The 24662-nt window shown below is 62.9% G+C and carries 22 protein-coding genes; 4 read left to right on the top strand and 18 right to left on the bottom strand.

Translation table 11 applies throughout. The features are described 5' to 3' along the window. Nucleotides 1–95: 95 nt before the first annotated feature. Complete coding sequence (locus tag B3T77_RS05815; RefSeq protein ID WP_292078132.1) at nt 96–1148, top strand: glycosyltransferase family 61 protein; 1053 nt, start codon at nt 96–98, stop codon at nt 1146–1148. Here the strand turns inward: B3T77_RS05815 and B3T77_RS05810 are convergent, their stop codons facing one another. From B3T77_RS05810 to kdsA, 9 genes are all read right to left on the bottom strand, one after another. Beyond that, the gene (locus B3T77_RS05810; protein ID WP_292078131.1) at nt 1149–2231 is read right to left on the bottom strand and encodes a GSCFA domain-containing protein; all 1083 of its coding nucleotides are present in this window, start codon (nt 2229–2231) and stop codon (nt 1149–1151) included. Then, nucleotides 2231–2890, bottom strand: a complete 660-nt coding sequence (locus B3T77_RS05805; RefSeq protein ID WP_292078130.1) for a hypothetical protein — start codon at nt 2888–2890, stop codon at nt 2231–2233. Before B3T77_RS05805 ends, B3T77_RS05810 begins: the two co-directional genes overlap by 1 nt. A 249-nt stretch (nt 2891–3139) precedes the next feature. Beyond that, on the bottom strand, nt 3140–4225 hold the full coding sequence (locus B3T77_RS05800; protein WP_292078129.1) for an NAD-dependent epimerase/dehydratase family protein: 1086 nt from the start codon (nt 4223–4225) through the stop codon (nt 3140–3142). Continuing rightward, complete coding sequence (locus B3T77_RS05795; protein ID WP_292078128.1) at nt 4222–5313, bottom strand: hypothetical protein; 1092 nt, start codon at nt 5311–5313, stop codon at nt 4222–4224. Before B3T77_RS05795 ends, B3T77_RS05800 begins: the two co-directional genes overlap by 4 nt. Then, nucleotides 5288–6451 (bottom strand): hypothetical protein, encoded by a 1164-nt coding sequence (locus tag B3T77_RS05790; RefSeq protein ID WP_292078127.1) that lies wholly within the window; start codon nt 6449–6451, stop codon nt 5288–5290. The genes B3T77_RS05795 and B3T77_RS05790 overlap by 26 nt, the downstream gene beginning before the upstream one ends. Next, nucleotides 6448–7974 (bottom strand): hypothetical protein, encoded by a 1527-nt coding sequence (locus tag B3T77_RS05785; protein ID WP_292078126.1) that lies wholly within the window; start codon nt 7972–7974, stop codon nt 6448–6450. The genes B3T77_RS05790 and B3T77_RS05785 overlap by 4 nt, the downstream gene beginning before the upstream one ends. Next, the gene (locus B3T77_RS05780; RefSeq protein WP_292078125.1) at nt 7974–10712 is read right to left on the bottom strand and encodes a hypothetical protein; all 2739 of its coding nucleotides are present in this window, start codon (nt 10710–10712) and stop codon (nt 7974–7976) included. Before B3T77_RS05780 ends, B3T77_RS05785 begins: the two co-directional genes overlap by 1 nt. A gap of 138 nt (nt 10713–10850) precedes the next feature. Then, nucleotides 10851–11885, bottom strand: a complete 1035-nt coding sequence (locus tag B3T77_RS05775; RefSeq protein ID WP_292078124.1) for a glycosyltransferase family 4 protein — start codon at nt 11883–11885, stop codon at nt 10851–10853. A 460-nt stretch (nt 11886–12345) separates the two neighbouring features. Beyond that, a complete protein-coding gene (gene kdsA, locus B3T77_RS05770; protein ID WP_292078123.1) occupies nt 12346–13221 on the bottom strand; it encodes a 3-deoxy-8-phosphooctulonate synthase in 876 nt (291 codons plus the stop codon). Nucleotides 13222–13337: 116 nt separating this feature from the next. Between kdsA and argB the strand changes: the two genes are divergently transcribed. From argB to dapD, 3 genes are read left to right on the top strand one after another with little or no spacing between them, the layout of a single operon-like run. Beyond that, nucleotides 13338–14267, top strand: coding sequence for an acetylglutamate kinase (gene argB / locus B3T77_RS05765; RefSeq protein WP_135194182.1), 930 nt, complete (start codon nt 13338–13340; stop codon nt 14265–14267). 29 nt (nt 14268–14296) lie between these two features. Then, nucleotides 14297–14938, top strand: a complete 642-nt coding sequence (locus tag B3T77_RS05760) for a pyrimidine 5'-nucleotidase (RefSeq protein WP_292078171.1) — start codon at nt 14297–14299, stop codon at nt 14936–14938. Next, nucleotides 14935–15804 (top strand): 2,3,4,5-tetrahydropyridine-2,6-dicarboxylate N-succinyltransferase, encoded by an 870-nt coding sequence (gene dapD, locus B3T77_RS05755; RefSeq protein WP_292078122.1) that lies wholly within the window; start codon nt 14935–14937, stop codon nt 15802–15804. Before B3T77_RS05760 ends, dapD begins: the two co-directional genes overlap by 4 nt. Here dapD and B3T77_RS05750 read toward each other — a convergent pair whose 3' ends face one another. From B3T77_RS05750 to B3T77_RS05710, 9 genes are all read right to left on the bottom strand, one after another. Then, on the bottom strand, nt 15805–17142 hold the full coding sequence (locus B3T77_RS05750) for a sensor histidine kinase (protein ID WP_292078121.1): 1338 nt from the start codon (nt 17140–17142) through the stop codon (nt 15805–15807). Nucleotides 17143–17293: 151 nt separating this feature from the next. Further along, on the bottom strand, nt 17294–17791 hold the full coding sequence (locus B3T77_RS05745) for a ferritin-like domain-containing protein (RefSeq protein WP_292078120.1): 498 nt from the start codon (nt 17789–17791) through the stop codon (nt 17294–17296). A gap of 96 nt (nt 17792–17887) precedes the next feature. Further along, nucleotides 17888–18877, bottom strand: coding sequence for a UDP-glucose 4-epimerase GalE (gene galE, locus B3T77_RS05740; RefSeq protein WP_292078117.1), 990 nt, complete (start codon nt 18875–18877; stop codon nt 17888–17890). A gap of 96 nt (nt 18878–18973) precedes the next feature. After that, nucleotides 18974–20911: a threonine--tRNA ligase gene (gene thrS, locus B3T77_RS05735; protein WP_292078115.1), complete on the bottom strand. Its 1938-nt coding sequence runs from the start codon at nt 20909–20911 to the stop codon at nt 18974–18976. Further along, on the bottom strand, nt 20908–21156 hold the full coding sequence (yidD, locus tag B3T77_RS05730; protein ID WP_292078113.1) for a membrane protein insertion efficiency factor YidD: 249 nt from the start codon (nt 21154–21156) through the stop codon (nt 20908–20910). The genes thrS and yidD overlap by 4 nt, the downstream gene beginning before the upstream one ends. A 78-nt stretch (nt 21157–21234) precedes the next feature. Further along, nucleotides 21235–21690: an iron-sulfur cluster assembly scaffold protein gene (locus B3T77_RS05725; protein ID WP_292078170.1), complete on the bottom strand. Its 456-nt coding sequence runs from the start codon at nt 21688–21690 to the stop codon at nt 21235–21237. A gap of 177 nt (nt 21691–21867) precedes the next feature. Beyond that, nucleotides 21868–22539, bottom strand: coding sequence for an HAD-IA family hydrolase (locus tag B3T77_RS05720; RefSeq protein ID WP_292078111.1), 672 nt, complete (start codon nt 22537–22539; stop codon nt 21868–21870). 5 nt (nt 22540–22544) lie between these two features. After that, nucleotides 22545–23279, bottom strand: a complete 735-nt coding sequence (locus B3T77_RS05715) for a hypothetical protein (protein WP_292078110.1) — start codon at nt 23277–23279, stop codon at nt 22545–22547. 126 nt (nt 23280–23405) lie between these two features. Further along, nucleotides 23406–24662: M1 family metallopeptidase (locus B3T77_RS05710; RefSeq protein ID WP_292078108.1), on the bottom strand; the 1257-nt coding region annotated here is incomplete at its 5' end.

Below are 24662 nucleotides of genomic sequence, written 5' to 3'. Positions count from 1 at the left end.
GTGGATAGAGACTGATCCGCATTTCTAGAAAAATGCCTTCTCGCGCTGACGGGCGCATTGGCTATAAGCACGAAGTCGACAAAGAGACTTGAGTAATGCAAGCTTCAATAACCCTCGCCAATTTCCCCCCGGAAACGCTGGCGAGAGCGCGACGCCGGATGGATGTCCGGCGCCAGGAGACGCCGGGGATCGTCGTATTAAAGAACCTCGTCTCCCTGCCTCAGTATGACTGCCTGTATGATGTGTCGGGTCGACGGATCGAGGATTCCCGGCGAGTCAACATTCCTCACGACCTCGCCACACCTCATGTGCTGGACCGGGATGAGAGGTCGTCGATCGCGACCGAGCCGCGCACGACGGAGATGCCTCAGGCGTTGGACGTCGTGGAAGAGCCAGTGCTCTTCGTCGGTTCGATCTGGCCTCACTACGGCCATTACATCATAGACGGGATGTCACGTTTTTGGGCGCTGGACGTCGCCCCCGACCTGCCGCTGCTACTGCAGAACCGCCCCGCGGTCCGCAACCACGGCCACGCCTATATTTCCGAGATCCATGCGCGTCTGGCGTTGAGCGCGCGGGGCCTGATCTCACCGGAGCGGCCGACGCTCTTTAAGACCGTCCATTTGGCCAGGCCGTCCTTTCTGCATACGTTCCGGGCCTACGAATGCCATCAGTATCCGCATCTCAAGGTGGCCGCCTCGATCCTAGAGGAGGGGACTGAGGTGCAGTCCCAGAAGGTCTATCTGACGCGGTCGCAACTCAAACCCCATGAACGCGGGGCCGTGCAGGAAGTCGAGATCGAAGATCGGCTGCGGCGTGAGGGCTTCGCCATCGTGGCGCCCGAGCGCGTCGCATTCGCGGACCAGGTCCGCCTGTTCAACCGCGCGAAATGGATTGTCGGAACGATCGGCTCAGCGTTTCACACCAGTCTGTTCGCCGGCCCGGATCCGGACAGGACGCTGTTCACCCTGTGCTGGGAGAAGATCAACCCGCGCTATCTGATGATCGACGAAATTAAGCGCCAGAACTCGATCTACCTGAACTGCGTGTCGGTCGACACGATCGACGCGAGAGACCGGATTTCGAAAACGACGGTCGACGTCGAACTGGCGATGGCCGAACTGGACGCCGCCGGGGCCTTCGCCTGATCAGCGATCCAGCGCCTCTTCGTCGCACATGACCTCGACCCACTCGGAGACATCTGTCTGGGAGGGCCTTTCATCGGCCGCCGCGGCCCTGCTTGTCGCCGGAACCGGATCACGCGGTGCCTCCGATGAGGCGGTCGCGTGTTTCAGGACAAGCCGCATGACGTGATTGACACCGTCTTCGGTCACGTTCCGAAGGTCCTCCGCATAGTATCGCCCGCGAGAGGCGTTGCTGGTGATGATCTCATACGACGGGAAATAGTGCACCTTGGCGTCCGCGTCGGACAGCATGCCTGCCGCCGCCCTTAGCACGGCCTTGGAATAGGTCGTCGCTGAAAGCACGTGAGCGCCCGGCTGGGCGGTCGCAGCCAAGGGAACCGGCGAAACCGTCAGCAGGACTTCCGCCGTCGGATTGACTGATCGCAGATGATCGATGACGGTCTTCATGTCGTCGACGACTTCCATCACCGTCATGTTGTGGAAAACATGCTTTTCGGGGTCGAACACGCCGCCTTCGACGCCGGGGCAGATCGGGAACACCGCGCCGTCTTCACGTGAAAGCCAGCATTCGGTCAGGCCCAAGGTGAAGACGAAGACATCCAGGGTTTCAAACATCTCGCGCACGCGGGCCAGGTGCCAGTCGCGATCGGCCCGCATTTCGAACGCGGACGCGAATCCTCCGGGCTGCACGCTGGGGCGGAAGGGATCGAGCACCGTGCCGTCAGGCTGCGTCCAGACGTCTTCCACAGGACTGAAGCGGCCATAGGCGCGGTCGATCAGCTGCCGCAGCTGGCGCGCTGTGTAGATGTTACCGTACCGCGCGGAATACAGCCCATAGCCCTGAGCCTCGGCTAGCGGCTCGCCGAGCAGGGGATGTCCCGTCTCGGCGACGTAGTAGTTGTAGCCGCTTTTCTTGAGGTGACGCGCAATGTGCTGGGCGAAGCAGCTGCCTGCGGTCGCGACCTTCATTTCGGGGGTGATCTGCAACTCGAGCACGCCGACGGGGTCTATGTCCGCCGGCGCGGGCTGCGCGACCGATCGACGCCAGAAAGCCTTGTCCGGGAATGTGCGGTAGGGGTGAGGCATCAGGATGAGACCTTATTGTCGATCAGCAGCCTTTCCAGCTGCAGCAATATCAGTTCGCCATAATGGGCGTTGGCGTGGGTGGCGTCCGCGCCATAACAGTCAAGCTTGAGAAACCCGTTGTCCTTGGCGGCGTCGGGGCTGTCCACGAAACGGACGCCGAGATCCTCGCACATTCGAGACAGGGCTTGCGACTGAACCGACCAGAGCCGACGGCGCATGTCCGGCGGGCTGACGTTGAGCCTGACCTTTCCCTCGCTTCTGAAATAGCCTTCGGCGTTCTTCTTGATATAGGCGTTGTCGCTCTTGGGCGGTGGGGGATTCAGGTAGAAGGTCTCACCCTTGAAACCCGTCATGTAATGCGCGACTGCACGACGAACACTGCCGACGAAAGCGGTAAAGGCGGCGTTCATCTGGTTCAAGGGAATGATCCGGGCATCCGTAGGCTGGGGGTCGGCCTTGGTTTCGGGCTCGATCAGATCGAAAGGCTCGGCATGTTCGAGCAGGCCCAACGTGTTGTACTGATTGCCGCCGAGCACGCAGACCAGAACATCGGTTTTCCGGGCCTTGGACAGCAAGGCTTCGGCGTCTTGGGGCGATAGGCCCGGAACCACTGCACCGTTGGCCTTCTGCTTCGAAAACCGAGAGGCGTAGAAGTCCAACGGACTGTCGACGTCCTTGCCTGTCTCCTGACGCCGCTTGACCGCTTCGGCTATGGCGGTCGTGTGGCTGTCGCCAAGAATGAAAACCTTGCGTCTCTGCACTTGAGCCTCGCTGTTCCGGCCTGTTCGTCACGCGACGAATTCCATCAAGGGAATCCGTCTTCGATACCTGCTGTCGATCCTAGAGCGAAATCGGATGAGTTGGACTGCGTTCCGCTTGATCCGCACTTCGCTCGGGCCGATCCGGCCCTAGGATTGTTTGCTTCTCTCGCTGCGAGCCCAAACCGCAAGGTCGGCCACGCCGGCTTCAAAGGAAACACGCGCGCGCCATCCGAGCACCTGTTGCGCCTGCGTGACATCCGCGAGCGCGTGTCGAATGTCTCCGGCCCTATAAGCGCCGCTGATGGTCAAGCGGTCCTCAGGCAGGCCGAGATTTTTCAAGATCAGTTCCGCGGCCTGCTGGATGGAAGTCGCCTCGCCCGCGCCGATATTGATGACATGATCGCCAGCCTTGGGCGTGTCGCAAGCGGACACAAAGGCCGCCACGACATCGTCGACAAACACGAAATCGCGGAAGATCGCGCCGTCTTCATAGATCGCCAACGTGGCGCCCTCCATGGCCTGTTGGCAAAAGATCGACAGGACACCCGTATAGGGATTTCGAAGGGACTGGCCCGGTCCATAGACGTTCTGAAGCCGAAGAATGACCACGTCCCACGGCGCGGGCGTCTGCTGCAGCAGATACTCCTGCATTAGTTTTGTGGACCCGTAGACAGAGCCTGGTCGAGGCGGCAGGGCTTCCGATGTGGCCTGCGGCGTCAGCGGCGCGCCGGTGTTGTCGAAAAGATCGAAAACGCCCTGGGCCATGGCGTCGGATGTGCGGGGCGACGGCGCCGAGATGCGACCCTGAGCGTCCGCATAAGCGCCTTCGCCATAGACGGCGCGCGTCGCCGCCAGCACGACGCGTCGCGGGGGCGTCTGCAAGCCCTTCAGGGCTTCGATCAAATTGGCGGTTCCGACCACGTTCACGTCGGCGTAGCGGACCGGTTCGTCAGCGGATTGCCCGGTGCCGGTCTCGGCCGCCAGATGGATCACGATGTTCGGAGAATGGGCGCCCAAGGCTTCGGAAAGCGCAGCCTTGTCCCGCACATCCCCTTTGATGAGGCGCCCGTCCAGTACGAGCTTCGGGGACGGACCATGCACCTGCTCCAGCAGGTTATCGAAGATGGTCACGACCGCGCCGCGTTCGGCCAGGGCCCGCGTCAGGCGCGAGCCGATGAAGCCTGCCCCTCCGGTTATGAATATGCGCGTCCCTTGGAGGTCTTGAATCGTCATCGTTGTCTGCTTTTCAGCTTTCCGGCTTTTGGAGACTGCGTGGACAGTATGCCCAGTAGTTGTCGACGCAGGGCGTCGCGGGAATACCGGGCTGACAGGCGGCTGCGGGCGGCGCTGACGGTGCCTGACCGCAGATCCTTGTTCAGGATCAAGGCCCGAAGGGCTTCATACCATGCCTGTTCGTCCGCGGCGAGCAGACCGGCCCCATCCGCACAGGCGCGATGATAGACGGGCAGATCGGCCGCCACGACGGCCAGGCCCGCATAGGTGTATTCGACCCATTTAGTGTCCGCCTTGCAGCGGTTGAACGGCGTATCCTCCAACGGCGCGATCCCGACCCACCATCCAAGTTCGCTAAGGCGCGCGAGGAACAGCGAATAGTTGGGAACACCGCGATGGTGTCCGACCCGCGATCCGAATTCCGACAGAGACTGGGTGGCCCCGATGGTGCCGAAAGTTTCGAATCTGAGGTCGGGAATCTCCCTCATCAACCGGCGCACCGCCGGCAGAACCAGATCCAGATCGGCGCCGTGTCCGCCTGTCGCCATATAGCCGATCACGGGGCCGGTCGCCGGCCGGCTTGTCAGCAGGCTTTCGGAATCCATCGAGCAATAGATGTCGCCGGCGATGATCGGAGTCGTGATCCCTGAGGATTTCAGAGCCGCTGCCAAGGCGGCGGTGGAGGCGTAGACGAAATCGCTGGCCTCCATGTCGGCGCGCAACGCCGCCAGGCGTTCGGGGGCATTATAGTGCTCGAACTTGGACCGGCCGAGGCTTTCCGGCACATGAAGCAGATCATCGTCGATGTGGAACACCACCGGCTTGCAGGCCCGACGCGCGGCGGCGATCAGCCCTTGCGCCAAGCCCGAGGTGTAGCGCGACAGGACCAGTACGTCCGCCTGATGGGCTTCCCACAACGCCTGACACACGACCGGGTCAGTCCATGCCGGATCGTGTCCGACCATGGCCAGAACGACGTCGCCCGCCGCGATGCTGTCGGCCAGAGGTTGGGCGAAACTGATGTGTTGGGTCGCGCCCACGGTGTCGCAGACCACCAAAATGCTAAGGCTTGGAGATCGAGAGGCCATCAGCATCCTCCTCTGTCTGGGCGCGCGAGACTCTCTTGGCCGCCGCCGGGGCGGGCCACCGCCGCGACGCCGTCTCCATCAGATCTAGGAACCGTCCACGGACGTCATCGACATCCCTGGGCATGCCCAGACCGCGCAGATATCGGTCCTGGCGCTCAAGGATCATCTCGGGACGATCCAAGGCGTCACGACGAAACGCCAGCCAGTCGTCGAGAGCGCTGATCATGGTCAGCCCGTCATAATGCCGCGTGTCCATCATGCCGTCCTGATCGCGCCAGACGGCCGTGGGAATCCCGGCCATAACCATGTCGATGACGACGGAAGACGGCGCTGACACGCCATAGCGATAGGCGCCCAGATTGGTCCGATAGATCGGATTGTTCGCCAGCACCACGTTGTCCGGCAGCGTCAGCTTGTTTTTCAGGACATACTGGCCCCCGGGATGAGGGCGAAGCGCCACCTTCTTCCCGTCGGATTCGACGGCCTCGCAGAAGTCGAAGAAGACGTCCATGAAGCTGGCTTTGAAATCGCCGCTGGCGCTCAGACGCACGGAATGGAGATTTTCGCAGATCAGGCCCTCCGCCGAGGGCGAACGCTGGACGTCTGGGCGCTGAAGCACGAGTCCTGGCCCGGTCACGACCAGTTTTGGCTTTTCCGATGAGGCCATTGACGCCATGCCGTCTTCGTCCAACCAGCCGGCCACGATGTCGGCGCCGAAGCGGACGTTTCGGCCATGCGCCTTGTCATGTTCGCGGTTCTGCAGAAAGCCGACGCACTCGAAACCATGCTGCAGGGTGACGGTGACGAAGCCGGCCGGTGCGATGCGGAACACATTGTGGACCTCATGATGCGCCGACAGATTGGATTCGCTGGCCGCGATCAGGGCGCCGTGCCGTGGGCTGAGCCACTGAAACGCACTCTCGACGCCGTCATACACGAAGACTTCGGCTGAGATATCGTCCGCTAGTTTGTCGATTTCGACGCCCCAAACCTTCTGCTTGTCCCGCACATGGAAACGGTCCGAAATCAGGAATGCGACGGCGACGTCCATTTCTTTGGCGGCCAGCATCGCGAGGGGACGAACGATATTCACGTCCTGCAGCAGATTAAGAACGAACACCACGTATCTGCGGTTCATGGGCGCGCACCGTGAACGGCGTCGAAGGCGCGACCTGCCGGTCTGTTCAAGAAGGGCGCGTCGAGTTCGGAGTGATAGATACGGATTCCTGGAAACAGGCGTTGAACGGCGTCCTCAATCAGATTGACGCTGTCGATATAGGCCGAAACCGTCGCCCTTGCGCCGTCATTGGGGCGAAAGACATTCAGGGGATGACCGGGAAGGGCATCGTCTAACCGCAACGCATCGACGGCCTTGCCCGAAGGCGAGGTCGCTGGTGTCAGAACCTGACGCAGCTCGGAGTGAAGCGCCTGTTTGGCGGCAGCGCTAAATTGCACCTGTGCGCCATTCTCGTCGGTGAAGAACCGAACATCATAATTGAGTTTCGGAGCGTTGACTTGACCCGCGATAGACAGATGTCCCAGGCGTTGCGCGGCCTTGTGGCAGTCTACCGGGCTGCGTGAGCCGTGCAGGACCCCGGTCAGGGTTTCCGAGGACGATCGCGCTGCAGGGAGATCGACGATCAGTTGCAGGAAATCCATCAGCTTTTCGCTTTCTCGATCCGGATCACCCCATGTCGAGAGGGTGTTCGAAAGCGCCCTTGTCGTGGCGCGACGGACCTTTAGACGATTGGACTCTACGTCATCGATGAAGCTGTCGGTTGTGTCGTAGATAAATTCATCCAGCGGCTGGTAGAGCGGATAGCCGGGCGAAAGAACCTGGGCCCCGCCAGTAAGGGCCGTCACGGCGCGATTCAAGGACTTAGCGATACTGAACGCTTGGGCATTTACAGGAATGAAGGCCAGAAGGCTTTGAGCAAGAAGCTCGGTCTCGCGCGCCTGCGACCATTCCTCGACGGAATGGGGAATCGTTAGGCGCGATATGCTCACTAATCCGTCCAGATCGAGGGCGCGGCGGTTCGTGAGTATGCGTAACCTGACGTCAAATCCGCGACGTTGCATCTGCTGCAGGCTGTCGCCGTAAGCGGCCAGGTCTTTCAAACCGATGTGGAAGTTTGGATTGTCACCAACTCCGAACCACAGGACGTCAATGTGGCGCTCGCGCCGTGCCATGGCGAGCTTTTCGTAAGCCAAGTCACCTACAGATTTGGCGTCAAAGGCGTGGAAGGGATCGTTGAGCACATGACCAGGGGTGTTGGGCATGAACCGCTTGACCACCTCATGCATGCGCGGAGTCGAGCAAAGGAAAAAATCACAAAGTTCGCTCATCGTACGCAGCCACTCGCGGTGGCGTACAAATTGACTGTCCCTAGACTGATCAAAGTAGTCATCGAAGACGTCGATGCCGACATACCGACCTTGGGCGCGTATGGCTGTGGCTACGAGGAAGCTTCTTGCATCGTAGCATTTGCTAAAAATATAGGCATCACTTTCCATAGGAATGCGACGGTCGAAGTCGGCGACCTGCATGATTTCGAGCAGGTGGCCGGCTGCTTCAAGCCGAGAGATCATTCGCAAGTAGCGAATTCTCACGCCCGCTAGCGCCATATACTGCTCTGAAGGCGCGACGATCGTGACCCGCATCAGGTCAGCGCCCGCAGGATCGTGACGCGATCAATCATGTCCACGCTTGCCTTCAGGTCGAACGCTCCAGGCGCTGTCAATTCGGAACGCGGCGAGAATGTCTTCGCCTTGGTGTCCGTCGCGGTCAGCGCCGAAGTGCAAAGATGCGTGAACCCGACCTTTAGAGCGCGGAGGCAGAAGTCCAACTCATAGTCCGAATCCGAGCATTCGATGTTGAACCCGTGAAGTTGGCGCCATGCCGCTAGCGGTATCATGGCCGCGCCAAGATCATTGCCCGCCACGGGATAGGTCGCGAGCGGCAGGGCATCCAGAGTCTCCAGCCTTCTAAACGTGACTGCGGGAAACGCACTGAGTGAAATCTGGGCGGGGAAGATGCCGCCGGACTGAAACTGCAGGCGGCGGCCGTCCTGGAATCCGCCTTCCCTCACGATCACGCACCCCGCTGTGGCGACGCCCCGGTGAGATGCCAGAAGATAAAGTGTCTCAAGGGTTCGCGCATCATGCAGGTCAATGCCGGTGCGGCATAGCAAAACCATGTTCACGGGATCGGCGATCGTTTCGACGGCGGTGTTGAGGTCTGAAGCCGCAGATGTTCCCGCAACCGGGACGATCCGGTGCCTGCGCGGAAAACTCTGATCCAGAACAGTTTCTAGCCTAGGGTCGAGCGCTACGCCGGGTCGAAGGATGATCAGGATGTCCAATGCGTTCGCAAGCGTCTGGCGGGCGAGCGTTTCAATCAGAGACGTCGGTGAGTCCGCTGTAGCGCCTGAAATCACAACGGAGATGCGGGCTCGCTTTCTTGTTCTGGACGACAGAGCGGTCCGCAGGACGGGATGGGTGTCATCTGGCGCCACAGGAAAGATCATGCGTGCATCGGTGGTGGGCACGGAGGCACGAAATCTGATGCTTAAGGGGCCGAGCCGACGCTGAGCTTTGCCCGCGACCCCGCCGCCCATAGTCAGTGTGGGCATCATAACAGCCGAACTTGCCGGTTGAAGTGCGGCCAATTCGGCGGCCGCTTGCGGTAGCGACGTCAGCCACCTTGGCATCGATCTTCCGACGTCACTCAATAAGAACGCTCCGGCGCCAGATTCGGGATAGTCGGATTTGAGCGCGAAGAGGGCCTCAATCGTCGGCAAGGAGTCCGCCGAGAGGGTTAGAACTCCAGTAGCCGAACGAAGCGCAACCCTATCGGCACAGGACGTCAAAATGCGCGCCAAGTAGCGGTTAGCTGCTGTCTCTTCTTTGTCGAGATCATCTTGTAGTGGCCTCATCGAGAGGCCCAAATCCGACAACCATGTGAGCACGGGACCAGAGAATATCTTCTCTGCTCCATGCGCGGCCTCCAGATCGACGGCGATGGTTCCGATTGCGAAGGCTCCATCATGGCGGGCCACCGCGAGTTTCTGAAACAGTAATGATTCCAGATGCTCACGCCGATCGGCGCTGGATTGCCCCCAATCCATCGCCGCAATTTCAGCGTTGTGCGGACCGTTTCGCAACAGACTTGGAAAACCAATCAGATCCCCGCCCGTCAGACGTCCGGTCGGCGCTGCGTAGACGATCAGAATTGGCTGATAGGGGTTCCATAGGGCCGCATCGACTAGTTCACGGCCACCATCCAGCGCGGCTTCCCCCACAAGACGCATCTTGCCAGATTCCGTAACCTGAAGCAGTCGAACGACGTGTTTTTCACTTTGCTCGAAACGAAGGCGTACCATTCCGTCGTTTACGAACCATCCATCCGTCAATCGGGGAATTGTATGGGCCTGATGCGCTGGCTCTGCCGGAATCTCTCGGGCTGCTCTACCGAGTTTCGCACTAACCGAGACTTGGTCCTTGGCGCTCAGAAGTCCGAGGCGATGCAGAGCGTGATGCAGCGACGCGGGCAAGGGCTCTGTCCGGTCGTCGTAGACATCGGCCAACAGCCCAACGGTCACTCCTCCTACTTGAGCCAAGGCTCGGCCTGGGCGGCCCTTTAAGGTTCGCGAGGATAGCCAGTCGTATGCGGGCGTGACGGTTGGTGGAGATTCAGGACGCCGTGGTCGCGGCTTGAACGGAATGACTTCGCGTGCTGCTTCTTGCGTTGTGAAGGCACGACGTCCCTCTGCTGCGCCATGGCGGATGAAGTGCAGCAAGGGGTTCAAGCCGGCCTCCGCAACATCACTGTAAGCCCGGAGGTAGGCGGCAGAATCAAAATCTGGGCCTGCAGGCTCGCCGCTGAAGGCGCCTATTTTTAGGTAATGTAGTGCAGCGGTCGCCGGCAGCTGCTTCTCGTCTAAGTGTTTTCGAGCATAAGCCGAAGCCTCGAACAATGGGCTTTGGAGAATTTCTGCAGCATCTCTGAAATCTGCCTCGCTAGTCTTCACGCCTTTCAACCCAATCCGTTTCATAGGCTCGCGGCCTTCGCCACGAAGTATGAAATGGACAAGAGGATTCATCCCCGAAGATCGAACGTCCGAATAGCGGTCCATATACCAGCGGGAGTCGAACCCTGGGCCAGGCTTGCGCCCCTCGCTACCGCCGTGGGCTACGAAATGCTCAAGTGGATCCAACTCGGCTTCGGCGACGTCGGGATAGCGGGCGAGATACCAGTCAGGATCGAATAGCCCGCTTTCTAAAATCACGGTGGCAGGGTCATAAGAGGATCTGCTCATGCGCAGGCTTAGCTTGCGTCGCCATCTCGCAAGCCGCCTACGGATGGACGGTTTTTGATCACTGTTCTTGTGTTCGTTCATGCGCCGACAAGTCTCTTCAGTACCAGTGATTGCCGCCGCCGCGACAAGGAGCCGCCATGTTGCGATGCGTTAGCCGTTGATCCTTGATCCTTGATCCTAACCAGACCAAATCACCATGGGTAGGGCTTTTGGCTATAATCAGACGCCGAGGCGGGCATACACTTTTGAAATGGCGGATGCGTAGTTTTCAGGACTGAATCGTTGCGCCTGCAGGCGGCCTTTTTGGCTCAGCTCGTTTCTCAACGAAGTGTCCCCATCGACTTGACGGATGGCGTCTCGGATAGAGCTGATGTCATATGGATCGATACTTAGCGCGGCGTTTCCAGCGACTTCTGGTAAAGAGCCTGCGTTGGACGTAATGACGGGGGCGCCAAGCAGCATGGCCTCTAAAACGGGCAGGCCAAATCCTTCATAGAGCGACGGAAATACAACACCCCTTGCGCCTCTAATCAAACTCACCAACAGGTGAAAGGGCATGTAGGGGAAGCGCCGTATGCGGTCGCTTCGGACGTTCGAATCGAATGTGAGTTGCTCTAGAAAGGCGTTTTCGTCAGCATCAAGCCAACCTCGGCCACCCACGATTACTAGAGGCGCATCGACTCTTGACGTCAGGTGCGCCTCTATCAGACGGGCAAGATTTTTTTTTGGTTCGACGGCGCCAAAGTATAAAAAATATCCTTGCCAGCCTAGCCCCAAGGTCTCTTCGATATCTAAAATCGCGTCCTCTTGCGATTTATCAATCAAATCAGTCGGAAGTGATACGGCTTGATAAGTATTTGTAATCCGGTCTTCATTGACGTCTAGTATCTCAATCAAATCCCGACGTGTGGTTTCTGAAACGACAACTATATGGTCTGCACGGTCAACGGCTGTTTGGCACAGGCGCAGGTAGGTCGATGTATCGTCTGTCGTTGTATGAGGCAGGCGCAGGGGAATCAGATCGTGTACTGTTAGCAGATTAATTGCTTTCGGGGCATGTAGAGGCAGCGGGCAGGTCCAGTGCATCACGTCCGGAGAATTGCTGTGCGTGCTCCTTCGAAAGGATACGGGTGTGACGCTTCCGTACTTCTGAAAAGCGCGACCTGCGATCGAATATAAGTCCCGCGTAGACCACGCCCCGTTGATTGGTGGGCGTCCACCATTTTCATTCGACCAGATCACCAGATCGCTCAACGGTATGAATTCAGCCGTTCGTCCGAAACGGGAGGTCAATGTCCGACGCCAGCGACTTCTCTTGTCGATTCGGCTTCGTGGCGGCGGTCCATCAGCGATGGCTGCTGTATTTGCCGCGATATTCGATGTCTGGTCAGCGGCCGGGCCATACAAGATGGATGTGTGTCGGCCAGTAGTATTGAGCGCGTGGACTAAATTTCTGCCGTAGGTCGCTATGCCAGACCCCTTGGGAAGGGCCATGTTGAAACCGTCGACACAGACAGATGGTCGTGAAAGTGCTGGCGTAATGGCAAGAGAGGATGAGCGCATCGTGCTTCCTAATCTCTAGATATGCGTTTGATCTGCGTAGCTTAAAACGATAGCCAGCGACGTTAAAAGCATTCGTTCATCCCTGTCGATATTGAGGCACGTACTAACAATGCCGACAGGCGCCTAAATACTAATCCTGCGCCGCCGGATACTAGGCCTGCGCCACCGGCGCCTTGGCCCCGATCTTGATGGCCAGGTCGTCGAAGGCGATCAATTGCGCGGCCAGGGCCTCGAACTGATCCAGCGGCACCATGTTGGGGCCATCCGACGGCGCATTGTCCGGATCCGGGTGCGTCTCCACGAAGACCGCGTCGACGCCGACCGAGACGGCGGCGCGGGCCAGAACCGGCACGAACTCGCGCTGACCGCCCGAAGACGTGCCCTGGCCGCCCGGCTGCTGGACGCTGTGGGTTGCGTCGAACACGACGGGGCATCCGATTTCGCGCAGCACCGGCAGGGCGCGCATATCGCTGACCAGAGTGTTGTAGCCGAAGCTGGCGCCCCGCTCGCAGGCCATGACGTTGGGATTGCCCGCGCCGACCACCTTGGCGATGACGTTCTTCATGTCCCAGGGGGCCAGGAACTGACCCTTCTTGATGTTGATCGCCTTGCCAGTCGCGGCGGCGGCCAGAAGCAGGTCGGTCTGACGGCTCAGGAAGGCCGGGATCTGCAGCACATCGACCACCTCGCCCACCGGGCCGCACTGGGCCTCGGAGTGGACGTCGGTCAGGGTCGGCAGGCCGGTGACCTCGCGGATCTCGGCGAAGATCGGCATGGCCTCCTTTAGGCCGATGCCGCGGGCGGCGCTGGCGCTGGTGCGGTTCGCCTTGTCGAAACTGGTCTTGTAGATAATGCCGACGTTCAGCCGTTCGCCGATTTCCTTCAAGGCATGGGCCGTTTCCAACGCGTGCTGACGGCTTTCCATCTGGCAGGGACCGGCGATAAAGGCGATTCTGGCGCCGCCGCCGATGACGACAGGCGTCCGAAGACCTTCGGACAACGTAATGACAGCGTTGGGACTTTGCATGTGGGCGGCCTAGCATGGTCGCCAGTTGCATGGCCATAGGCAGAGACCCTGTGACTGCCTTCGAGACGCCTTCCCGCGTGACACCACTCCCATCCCCCGCTATTTCCCCGCGCGTGATGAACGAAACAGAACGCCAGTCGGAAGAACGCAGCTGGGAGACGGCGAAGACGCTCGCCGAGGCCTTGCCGTATATTCAGGTCTATGACCGCGAGACCGTGGTCATCAAATACGGCGGCCACGCCATGGGCGAGAGCGCCGTGGCGAGGCAGTTCGCGGCCGACGTGGTGCTGCTGAAGCTGATGGGGGTGAATCCGGTCGTGGTGCACGGCGGCGGGCCGCAGATCAGCGCCATGCTGGAAAAGGCGGGGGTGAAGTCCAGCTTCGTCGATGGCTTGCGGGTCACGGACCCGGCGACGATGGAGGTCGCCGAGATGGTGCTGTCGGGCGCGGTGAACAAGGAGATCGCTCACTGGATCACCATGGCCGGCAAGGAGGCCGACGTGCGCGGCGTCGGTCTGTCGGGCAAGGACGCCGGCCTGCTGACGGTCGAGAAGACGCGCCGGACCAAGCGCGATCCCGACAGCATGATCGAGCACGAGGTGGACCTGGGCTATGTCGGTGAACCGACCAAGGTCGATCCCAAGCTGATCAAGGGCCTGATCGCGTCGGAGACCGAGGACTGGGTGCCGGTCATCGCCCCGATCGGGGTCGCCGAGGACGGACAGACCTACAACGTCAACGCCGACACGGTGGCGGGCGCCATCGCCGGATCGCTGAACGCCAAGCGGATGCTGCTGCTGACCGACGTGCCGGGGGTCAAGGGCGCGGACGGCGACATCATTCGCCAGATGACGCTGGAGGAGGCGCAAGCCCTGATCGACAGCGGCGTCGCCCACGGGGGCATGATCCCCAAGCTGGAGACGGCCATGGCGGCCGTGCGCGCAGGCGTCGAGGCGGTGGTCATCCTGGACGGTCGCCGGCCGCACGCCATGCTGGTCGAGCTGTTCACCGAATTCGGCGCCGGCACCCTGGTGAAGGCGTCTTGAGCGATCACCATTCTGCATCCCTTGGGCACGTGCGGGCCTGGGTGTTCGACATGGACGACACCCTGTATCCACGCGAGCAGGGGTTGATGCGGCTGGTGCAGGCGCGGATCAACGCCTTCGTGGTCGAGGCCGTGGGGCTGGATCCCGAGACGGCGGCGGCGATGCAGCGCCAGTTCCTGGACGAGCACGGCACCACCCTGGCCGGTCTGATGGCCAACTATGCGGTCGATACCGAGCGGTTCCTGCATGAGGTGCACGACGTGCCGCTGGAGGGGGTCGAACCCAATCCGCGTCTGTCGGAACGGTTGAAGATCCTGCCCGGCCGCTGCTACGTCTTCACCAACGGCGCGCGGGAGTATGCGCATCGGGTGCTGGAGCGGATCGGGATCGCCGACTGTTTCGCCGACGTCTTCGCCATCGAGGACGGGGATCTAACGCCCAAGCCGAACCCCGCCACCTTCCGCCGGATGCTGGAACGGTTCGACATCGATCCGCACCAGGCCGCCTTCTTCGAGGACACGCCAAAGAATCTGGAGCCGGCCAAGGCGCTGGGCATGGCCACGGTCCTGATCGGCGACGGCCACGGCAAGCCGCTGGGCGACCACATCGACCATGTGGCCCCCGATCTTCTGGACTTCCTTTCCGACCTGACCTTCAAGGACGCCGCATGACCGATCTGTCGCATCTCGAATCCGTCGTCGAGGCCGCCTGGGAACAGCGCGCCGAGGTGTCCGCCGCCACCCACGGCGAGGTCCGCGACGCCGTCGAAACGGCGCTGGCCCTGCTGGATTCCGGCCAGGCGCGTGTCGCCTCGCGCGGCGCGGACGGCGTCTGGACCACGCATCAGTGGCTGAAAAAGGCGGTGCTGCTGTCCTTCCGCCTGAACGACAACCAGATCATGCGCGCCGGCCCTGCGTCCGTCATGCCGTTGTCGGCGGATCATCCGGCGGCCGTCGGACCCTTCTGGGACAAGGTGCCCAACAAGTTCGGCGACTGGGCCGCCGCCGACTATCAGGCCGCCGGCTTCCGCTCGGTGCCCGGCGCCATCGTTCGTCACGGCGCCCACATCGCCAGGAATGTCGTCCTGATGCCGTCGTTCGTGAACATCGGCGCCTATGTGGACGAGGGTTCGATGGTCGACGCGTGGGCCACGGTCGGCTCGTGCGCCCAGATCGGCAAGAACGTGCACCTGTCGGGCGGCGCGGGCATCGGCGGCGTGCTGGAGCCGTTGCAGGCCAATCCGACCATCATCGAGGATGGCTGTTTCATCGGCGCCCGCGCCGAGGTCGCCGAGGGCGTGATCGTGCGCGAGGGCGCGGTCCTGGCCATGGGCGTCTATCTGTCGGGTTCGACCAAGATCGTGGACCGGGCGACGGGCGAAGTCTTCCGTGGCGAGGTGCCGGCCTATTCGGTCGTGGTGCCGGGTGCGCTGCCTGATCCCAACGGCGGGCCGTCGCTGTACTGCGCCGTCATCGTCAAGCGGGTGGATGCCCAGACGCGGGCCAAGACCGGCGTCAACGAACTGCTGCGCGACTGATCAGGCGGCGATGCGGGCGTCCTGCATCACGGGCGTGTCGAACGTCGCGTGAAGGGTGAAGGTCGATCCCTGGCCCGGGATCGACGCCACCGTGATCTCGCTGTCCATCAGGACGGCCAGGCGTTGGCAGATGCTGAGGCCCAGGCCGGTGCCGCCGAACTTGCGCGTGGACGACCCGTCCACCTGGGAGAAGGGCTGGAACAGGCGCGACAGATCGTCGGCGGCGATGCCGATGCCCGAATCGACGACGCTGATCCCCAGGGCGATGCGGCCGTCGGCGCGGGGTTCGCTTTCGACGACCAGGCGAACCTCGCCTTGCGGCGTGAACTTGATCGCATTGGCCAGAAGATTATGCGTGACCTGCGCCAGGCGCAGCGGGTCCATCTTCAGAAGGGGCGGAAGATCGCCCCGGATTTCAGTCGCGAAAGTCAGGCCACGCGCCTCGGCCTGGGCCTTGAACGGCCCCGTCAGCCGGGTCAGCAGCGTGTCTGTCTCGATGTCGGCGATGTCGAGTTCCATCTTGCCGGACTCGATCTTGGTGATGTCCAGGATATCGTTCAGCAGCACCATCAGCCCCTCGCCCGAAGCGCGGATCACGCTGACGAACTCCTTCTGGCGGTCGCTGAGTTCGGACATCTGAAGCAGTTGCGCCGCGCCCAGCACCCCGTTCATCGGCGTGCGCAGCTCGTGCGAGATGACGCCCAGGAAGTTGGACTTGGCGGCGCTGGCGGCGTCGGCGCGATCGCGCGCGATTTCCAGCTCGGCGATCAGTTCGGCCTGGCGGCGGTTCACGGCCTCAAGGTCGCCGTCCTTCATCTGGGTGATGACAACCTTGATGAACAAGGCCAGCCCCAGGACGGGGACCATGCCCAGCATGACCCAGAAGCCCGGATCGCCCCATAGGCTGATCAGCAGCAAGACCGTCACGATGGAATAGGGCGCCGAGACGATCACCGCTTCTCGCGGCGCGGCGCGCATCTGGGTGAAGACCAGCACGTAACCCGCCATCAGAAGACCTACGCCCAAAGGCACGCCATAGGCGCCGCCATGAACGAAGGCCAAGAGTGGTGCGGCCGCCCAGGCGATGCAGGATACGGTCGCGATCGTCAGCTTGATGCGGTCGTGAAGTCGGCGATCCGATAGCACCAGGCGGCGTTCGACGAAGGTTCGGACCATGCCGATGGACGTGGCGGCGCAAAACCAGGCCACGGCTTCCCGCCAGCCCGTGACCGTGCCCAAGGCAAGCGCCCAACTGGCGATCAGCAGATAACGCATATAGCCAGCGGCAATCACGTATTGCAGAACCGGGCGGCCTGCGGCGGATTGGGGCTGGGTCATCGGATTGCTCTCCAAGGTCAGAGAGCCAGCTTCGATGACGGTCGCCTAACATACGGTGAACGCTAGTCTTTATCGCTATTTGTGTCCGGTATCGTATATTTCGAGGGCAAGAGGATGGGTGGAGGCGGTGCGAAACCGCCTCCACCGAAGGTCAGGCCGTCTTCATCGCGTCGGCGTTGACCGCGGCGTCGGCGATGCCGGTTAGGTCTTCGTCGGTCTGGGATTCCTCCTGCAGGGTCTCGTCCAGCAGGGCGGCGGCGTCCTTCATCCCCAGCACCAGCGCCCAGCGCTTCAGCGTGCCGTAGCGGGTGATCTCATAGTGTTCGACCGCCTGGGCTGCGGCCAGCAGGCCGGCGTCCAGGGCCGGGGTGTCCTTGTATTCTTCCATGATTTCGTCGCCCTCGGCCAGGATGCCTTCGATGGCGTCGCAGGTCTTGCCGCGCGGGGCCTTGCCGATCAGTTCGAAGACCTGTTGCAGGCGTTCGATCTGGCCTTCGGTCTGGTCCTTGTGCTTTTCGAAGGCGGCCTTCAGCTCGGGCGACTGCGCCGCGCGGGCCATCTTGGGCAGGGACTTCAGGATCTTTCGCTCGGCGTAATAGATGTCCTTGAGCGTGTCGTGGAACAGGGTGTCGAGGGTTTTCTCGGCCATGGTCGTGTCTCGCTATCTGTGATGGGGCGCAGGCGCGCACCCCGTCACAAGCGATCTTTCGGATTTGCGTTCCTCTGTTCGGTTTCGTGCGAAGGCTTAGACCTCAAGCGCCTCCCGCTCGGCGGCATGCCAGCGCCAGGCGGTGCGAACGATGTCGTCCAACGTTCGCGTCGGCCGCCAGCCCAGAACCTCGCGCGCACGGCTGTTGTCGGCCACCAGACAGGGGGCGTCGCCGGGTCGGCGCGGCGCGGTCTCGACGGGGAAGGGCCGGTTGGTCGTGCGGCGGATGGCGTCGATAAGCTCCCTGACCGTCGTGCCCGCGCCGGTGCCCAGGTTGAAGACCGTCGTCTCGCCGCCGTCGAGCAGGTATTTCAGCGCCCGCACATGGGCGTCGGCGAGGTCCATGACATGGACATAGTCGCGCACCGCCGTGCCGTCGCGGGTGTCATAATCGTCGCCGAACAGCCTGAACCCCTGACGCTGGCCCAGCGCCGTCTGGAGCGCCAGGGGAATGGCGTGGGTTTCAGGGTGGTGGCGCTCGCCGATCCGGCCCTCTTCGTCGGCGCCGGCGGCGTTGAAGTAGCGCAGGCAGACCGAGCGAAAGCCGGCATAGGTCGAATAGTCGGCCAGGGCCTGTTCGACCATCAGCTTGGAGCGGCCATAGGGGTTCAGCGGCGCCTGGGGATGGGCCTCGTCCATCGGCAGATAGACCGGGTCGCCATAGGTGGCGCAGGTCGAGGAGAAGACCATCGCCCCGATCCCGCCGCGCCGCGCCGCCTCGATCAGGGTCAGGGCGCCGACGACATTGTTGTCATAGAAGCGGCCCGGCGCCTTGACCGATTCCCCGACCTCGATCAGGGCGGCGAAATGCAGGACCGCGACGGGCCTGTGTCTGGCGATCACCGCATCCAGACGTGCGCCGTCGCGGATGTCGCCGATCTCAAGCTCGCCCCACTGAACGAAGGCCGCATGGCCGTTCGACAGATTGTCATAGACCACCGGCGTGAAACCGGCCCGGGACAGGGCGAGGCAGGCGTGCGAACCCACATAGCCGGCGCCGCCCGTGACCAGGATGGTGCTGGGCATGCCTGCTCTCCCCTACGACCCTTGCCGGTACAGACACGGGAGCGTGCTGAGGCCTGACGCCCTATCCTAGGCGACAATCGTCGCGAAGGCGCGGCCTCAATCGGTCGTCTGGTCTCGTTTCAGGTCCGGCGGGGTGGCCTCGTCGGTCAGGAGGCGGATGGCCTCCTCCACCGTGACCACAGTCTGGGCCTGCGAGCCCAGGCGACGGATGGCGACCAGGCCCTGTTCGGCTTCCTGGCGGCCGACCACGGCGATGACCGGCACCTTGCCGACCGAGTGTTCGCGCACCTTGTAGCCGACCTTCTCGTTGCGAAGATCGATCTCGGTGCGCAGACCGGCGGCCTTGAACCGGGCCATGACGTCGCGGGCGTAGTCGTCGGCGTCCGAGGTGATGGTGGCCACCACGGCCTGGGTCGGGGCCAGCCACAGGGGGAAGGCGCCGGCGTAGTTCTCGATCATGATGCCGATGAACCGTTCGAACGATCCCAGGATCGCCCGGTGCAGCATGACCGGCCGGTGCTTCTGGCCATCCTCGGCGATGTAGGTCGCGTCCAGACGTTCCGGCAGGACATAGTCCAGCTGGATCGTGCCGCAGGTCCATTCGCGGCCGATGGCGTCCTTGACGATGAAGTCCAGCTTGGGCGCGTAGAAGGCGCCGTCGCCCGGCGTGACCACTGGCTCGGTCCCGGCCGCGCGGGCGGCCTCGGCCATCAGGGCCTCGGCCTTGTCCCAGAATTCTTCCGACCCGGCGCGGTTCTCGGGCCGGGTGCCCAGGCTGATATAGGCGGTCTCCATCCCCAGGTCGGCGTGGACGCTGCGCGCCAGTTTGATGAACTCGGCCGTCTCCTCGACGATCTGGTCCTCGCGGCAGAAGATGTGGGCGTCGTCCTGGGTGAAGCCGCGCACCCGCATCAGGCCGTGCAGCGAACCGGACGGCTCATAGCGGTGGCAGGCGCCGAACTCTGCCATGCGCAGCGGCAGTTCGCGGTACGACCGCTGACCCTGATCGAAGATCTGGACGTGGCCGGGGCAGTTCATCGGCTTGAGCGACAGCTCCTCGCCCTCGACCGTCTCGCAGACGAACATGTTGGGCCGATACTTGTCCCAGTGGCCGCTCTGTTCCCAGAACTTCCGGTCCAGAACCTGGGGCGTCTTGACCTCGACATAGCCGGCGGCGTCCAGGCGGCGGCGCATATAGGCCTCCAGCACGCGCCACAGCACCCAGCCCTTGGGGTGCCAGAAGACCATGCCGCGGCCCTCTTCCTGCATGTGGAAGAGCTCCATCGCCTTGCCGACCTTGCGGTGGTCGCGCTTCTCGGCCTCTTCCAGACGCAGCAGGTGGGCGTCCAGGTCTTCCTTGGTCGCCCAGGCGGTGCCGTAGATGCGCTGCAGCTGTTCGCGCTTCGAGTCGCCACGCCAATAGGCGCCGGCCAGCTTGGTCAGTTTGAACGCCTTGCCGACGTGGCGCGTCGAAGGGAAGTGCGGACCCCGGCACAGGTCGATCCAGTCGCCCTGCTTGTACAGGGTGATCGTCTCGGTCCCCGGCAGGTCGCGGATCAGCTCGGCCTTGAACTTCTCGCCGCGCGCTTCGAAGAAGGTGATCGCCTCGTCGCGGTCCCAGATTTCGCGCTCGAACTTGGCGTCACGATCGACGATCCGGCCCATCTCCTTTTCGATGGCGGCGAAGTCGTCAGTCGAGAAGGGTTCCTCGCGGAAGAAGTCATAGTAGAAGCCGTCCTCAATGGCCGGGCCGATCGTGACCTGGGTGCCGGGGAACAGGGTCTGGACCGCCTCGGCCAGGACGTGGGCCGTGTCGTGACGGATCGTATAGAGGGCGGCGGGATCGTCGCGCATGATCAGGCGGAAGTCGCCGCCCGTCTCCAGCACCCGACCCATGTCGCGTTGCTCGCCATTCAGCTCGGCCAGAACCGCCTTCTTGGCCAGCGACGGCGAGATCGAGGTCGCCACATCGCGCGCCGTCGAGCCGGCCGGATACTGACGCACCGCGCCGTCGGGGAATTTCAGATCGATCATGACTGTTCTTTTTCGTCGGTCTTCAGGGGCGGGACCGGGTCATAGCCCGAACCGCCGAAGGGATGGCATTTACAGAGACGACGCACGGTGAGCCACCCCCCCTTGACCGGACCATGGTGGATCAGGGCGTCGCGCCCATAGTCCGAACAGGTCGGCAGGAACCGGCACTGCTGGCCGATAAGGGGGGACAGTGTCAGCTTGTAGCCCCGATGGGCCGCGCGGACGCCGCGTTCATAGAGAGACATATGTCCCTTCGCCGGGGGCTGGATGGGTTCGCCGCGCTTATCCCCCGTCATCACAGGGGGATCAACCGGTCGTGCCCGTCAGGCCGCGCCGGCGAGGCGAGTTCGAGCGGTCAGGGCGTTATCGACCGCCTCCAGCGTCGCCTCGATGGAGACCAGAGTCGAGGCGTGGCGGGCCGGATAGTCGGCGACCTGTTTCAGCAGGCGCAGGTCCTCGAACCGGCCGCTCGGGCCTTCGCCGCCGGATTTCAGCATGGCGGACATGGCGTCGCGCGCCTCAGTGATCTCTTCGACCGAAGCGCCTATCACAGACTGGCCCAGCACCCCGGCGGCGGCCTGGCCCAGGGCGCAGGCCTTTACGTCCTGAGCAAACTCGGCGACGTGACACTGGTCGTCTAGCGTCACATCCACCGTCGCCCGCGACCCGCACAGCTTCGCCACCCGCTCGCCGGTGCCATCAGGCGCGGTCAGGCGGCCCGCATGCGGCAGGTTCGCCGCCAGCGTCAGGATGCGCGCGCTGTAGAGGTCGTCGATCATGGGACGAAGATAGGCGCTCAATCCTCCCCCGTGAAGCGCAGCGTAATGGGGGAGGGGGACCGCGAAGCGGTGGAGGGGGCGAAGGGCGTGCGGTGGCAGACGTTTCAGATCGAGATTGCGTCCGCCCCCTCCACCCCGCTTCGCGCGGTCCCCCTCCCCCGCTGCGCGGTGGAGGATTTAAAGCGTCAGGACGAGACGCCCATCGGATCGGACTTCCAGAGTCGCATCCGCATAGTCCGTCAGCTTCGGATGGTCCGTCTCCAACGGATGCGTCCAGGCCGCCGTCACCACCATCACATCCGCCCCGGCCGCTTCGCCCGCCCTGATCCCGGCCTCGGCGTCCTCGAACACCAGGCAGTCGGCGATGTCGAAGCCGAGAGCCGCCGCAGCCTTCAGATAGCCGGCGGGGTCGGGCTTGCCGCGTTCGACGTCCTCGGCGGTGATCATGACGGCGGGCGGGGTCACGCCGGCCGCCTTCAATCGAGCCTTCGCCAGGGAGACGGACGCGGAGGTGACGACGGCCCAGCGGTCGGGCGGCAGGCGTTTGACGAAGTTGATGGCGCCGGGAATGGGGGCGACGCCGTCGACGTCCTCGATCTCGCCGCGCTCGACCCAGGCGACCTCGGCGTCCAGGTCGATGTCGGGCAGATTCTGGTTGCGGATGGTGTCGATGGCCCGCACCCCGTGCATGACCGACAGCAGGGCCGCGACGTCCAGGCCGTGACGTCCGGCCCAGCGGGTCCAGACGCGCTCGGCGGCGAGCGTCGAGGTGATCAGGGTGCCGTCCATGTCGAACACCCAATGACGGCTGGCGGCGACGTCATTGCGCCGCGCCACATCAACAAGCACCGGCCTCAATCCCAGTTCGGCATCTGGCTGCCGTCCAGCCCACCCACTTCAAACACCGCCTTGCGGGTGCCCCCTGCCTGCACCGGGAACTCGATCTCGATCACCTTGGCCTTGCGTGCCTGCCGCCACAGGCCACGGTTGTCATCGATGAACATGGCGATGGCTTCATCGGTGTCCGGGCGATGCGCAGCCATGGTACGGGCCGGGGCACCGTCCACGCTGACCTTCACCTGGCAGGCACGGTAGCAGGCCTTGGCAAAGTCGCTGGACTGCAGCACCAGGTAGGCGTGGCGCTTCCACTCGGGGTGATCACGGAACACCAGGTTCACCTGCTTGGCGCCGGTGCTGTCCACTTCCACCCGGTCCTTGCTGTAGATCGCCGCCGAACGCTGCGTACCGCCCTTCACCGGCACCTGGTTGTAATTCCACAAGGCCTGCATGCGGCGCAGCTCGCTGGCGGCAGCCGCCTTCTCACGGACCTCGGCAAAGCCCGGCTCGATGCGCTTGGCGGTGTCCGAATCCGGGTACTGGTCGAGCAGCGCCGCACCATGGATGCGCGCCTTCTCCCAATCGGTGGCGGTGACCGCTGCGTCGTAAAGCTTGCCGATGCCCTCGGCGTCGGCCTCGCGCTTGGCGCGCTCCTGCGCGGCAGCGGCCTCCTGCTGCTGGCGCTCGGCCTCCGGGTTGCTGCAGGCGGCCAGGGCCAGGGCGCAGGCAGTGATCAGGATCAGTCGTTTCATTCGGAAGTCCTTTGCGGGTGCCCTCTGATTCTATCGGCGGCGGATGGCGGATACAGCAACGGCGGGTTTCCCCGCCGTTGCCGGTGACGCAGTGCCTGGTTGCCGGCCAGCGGCCGGCATTGCCGCTTACTTGGCTTCAGCCTTGGCCAGCAGATCCTGCACCGAGGCGGTGGTGATCGGGTGGTAGCCCGGCTTGGCTTTCTCGAAGGCCTGCTTGGCCAGCTCCAGACCCTTCGGGGTCTTCACCAGTTCGGCGTAGATCGGCATGATCAGCTTGCGACGGCCGACGCGCTCGATGAACGCCGCGGCCGCATCATTGGCCTGCTCGTAGCCGCTGCGGATGGCCAGCGGATACCAGCGCATGGCGATCTCGCCGTTCGGGGTGCCGGTGAAGTGGTAGCCCTTGTCCAGCTGCGCCAGCTTCTCGACCGGCTGCGTCTGGCCCAGGCCATCGATGAAGCGCACCCATTCCTGGGTGCCCCACTCGGCGGTGACCTGGTTGGCCGGCAGGCTGCCCGCACCGGAGAACGCGATGCGCGCGGCATCGACGCTGCTGAAGTTGCGCGACTGTGCCTTGGTGGCGAACGACGGGATGCCCGGCTCGTCCAGCCATGCCTTCAGCTCGGCCTCGCTCACCGCCGAGGGGTTCTTCGGCAGCAGGTTCTTCTTCAGGTAGTCGACGAACTGGTCGGTGTTGGCGCTCTGGAAGGCGTGGTCATCGAACCAGCCACGCAGGAACGGATCGAAGGTCTCGCGGCCGAAGCGCTGTTCCAGGAACTCCAGGAACCACGAGCCCTTCACGTAGGCGACCTGGCTCAGGGCCTCGTCGGGGTCACGCTCGTTCAGCGGCGGCAGCGCCAGGGCCTGGTCGGCCGGGCTCATGTCCTTCACTTCGTTGAGCAGATCGGTCTGGTCGATCTCACGCTCCATCTCCGCCATTTCCTGGCCATACAGCGCCTCGGTGATGCGCGCCTGCACGTACGTGGTGAAGCCTTCGTTGAGCCAGATGTCCTTCCAGCTGGCGTTGGTCACCAGGTTGCCGGACCAGCTGTGTGCCAGCTCATGCGCGACCAGCGACACCAGCGACTTGTCGCCAACGATGACGGTCGGGGTCGCGAAGGTCAGGCGCGGGTTTTCCATGCCACCGAACGGGAACGACGGCGGCAGCACCAGCATGTCGTAGCGGCCCCAGCGGTATTCACCGTACAGGTTCTCGGCGGCACCGATCATCTTCTCGGTGTCCTCGAATTCCTTGGCGGCCTTGTTGACCATGGCCGGCTCGGCCCATACGCCCGAACGCTGGGAAATCGGCTCGAACACCAGGTCGCCGGCAGCAATGGCCAGCAGGTAGGACGGGATCGGCTGCGGCATCTTGAAGGTGTA

This window comes from Brevundimonas sp. UBA7838 (assembly GCF_002500885.1).
In the GTDB taxonomy this organism is placed as follows: Bacteria; Pseudomonadota; Alphaproteobacteria; order Caulobacterales; family Caulobacteraceae; genus Brevundimonas; species Brevundimonas vesicularis_C.
The sequence above is the reverse complement of the archived record's forward strand: the minus strand, read 5'-3'. Positions and strand labels throughout refer to the sequence as shown.

Excerpts from the sequence above, each read along its gene's own strand:
- B3T77_RS05745 (WP_292078120.1), bottom strand. The coding sequence starts at position 17,791 with ATGGCCGAGAAAACCCTCGACACCCTGTTCCACGACACGCTCAAGGAC.
- kdsA (WP_292078123.1), bottom strand. The coding sequence starts at position 13,221 with ATGCAAAGTCCCAACGCTGTCATTACGTTGTCCGAAGGTCTTCGGACG.
- B3T77_RS05800 (WP_292078129.1), bottom strand. The coding sequence starts at position 4,225 with ATGACGATTCAAGACCTCCAAGGGACGCGCATATTCATAACCGGAGGG.
- B3T77_RS05815 (WP_292078132.1), top strand. The coding sequence starts at position 96 with ATGCAAGCTTCAATAACCCTCGCCAATTTCCCCCCGGAAACGCTGGCG.
- B3T77_RS05725 (WP_292078170.1), bottom strand. The coding sequence starts at position 21,690 with ATGATCGACGACCTCTACAGCGCGCGCATCCTGACGCTGGCGGCGAAC.
- dapD (WP_292078122.1), top strand. The coding sequence starts at position 14,935 with ATGACCGATCTGTCGCATCTCGAATCCGTCGTCGAGGCCGCCTGGGAA.
- thrS (WP_292078115.1), bottom strand. The coding sequence starts at position 20,911 with ATGATCGATCTGAAATTCCCCGACGGCGCGGTGCGTCAGTATCCGGCC.
- argB (WP_135194182.1), top strand. The coding sequence starts at position 13,338 with ATGAACGAAACAGAACGCCAGTCGGAAGAACGCAGCTGGGAGACGGCG.
- B3T77_RS05715 (WP_292078110.1), bottom strand. The coding sequence starts at position 23,279 with ATGAAACGACTGATCCTGATCACTGCCTGCGCCCTGGCCCTGGCCGCC.
- B3T77_RS05785 (WP_292078126.1), bottom strand. The coding sequence starts at position 7,974 with ATGCGGGTCACGATCGTCGCGCCTTCAGAGCAGTATATGGCGCTAGCG.
- B3T77_RS05810 (WP_292078131.1), bottom strand. The coding sequence starts at position 2,231 with ATGCCTCACCCCTACCGCACATTCCCGGACAAGGCTTTCTGGCGTCGA.
- B3T77_RS05795 (WP_292078128.1), bottom strand. The coding sequence starts at position 5,313 with ATGGCCTCTCGATCTCCAAGCCTTAGCATTTTGGTGGTCTGCGACACC.
- B3T77_RS05780 (WP_292078125.1), bottom strand. The coding sequence starts at position 10,712 with ATGAACGAACACAAGAACAGTGATCAAAAACCGTCCATCCGTAGGCGG.
- B3T77_RS05790 (WP_292078127.1), bottom strand. The coding sequence starts at position 6,451 with ATGAACCGCAGATACGTGGTGTTCGTTCTTAATCTGCTGCAGGACGTG.
- galE (WP_292078117.1), bottom strand. The coding sequence starts at position 18,877 with ATGCCCAGCACCATCCTGGTCACGGGCGGCGCCGGCTATGTGGGTTCG.
- yidD (WP_292078113.1), bottom strand. The coding sequence starts at position 21,156 with ATGTCTCTCTATGAACGCGGCGTCCGCGCGGCCCATCGGGGCTACAAG.
- B3T77_RS05750 (WP_292078121.1), bottom strand. The coding sequence starts at position 17,142 with ATGACCCAGCCCCAATCCGCCGCAGGCCGCCCGGTTCTGCAATACGTG.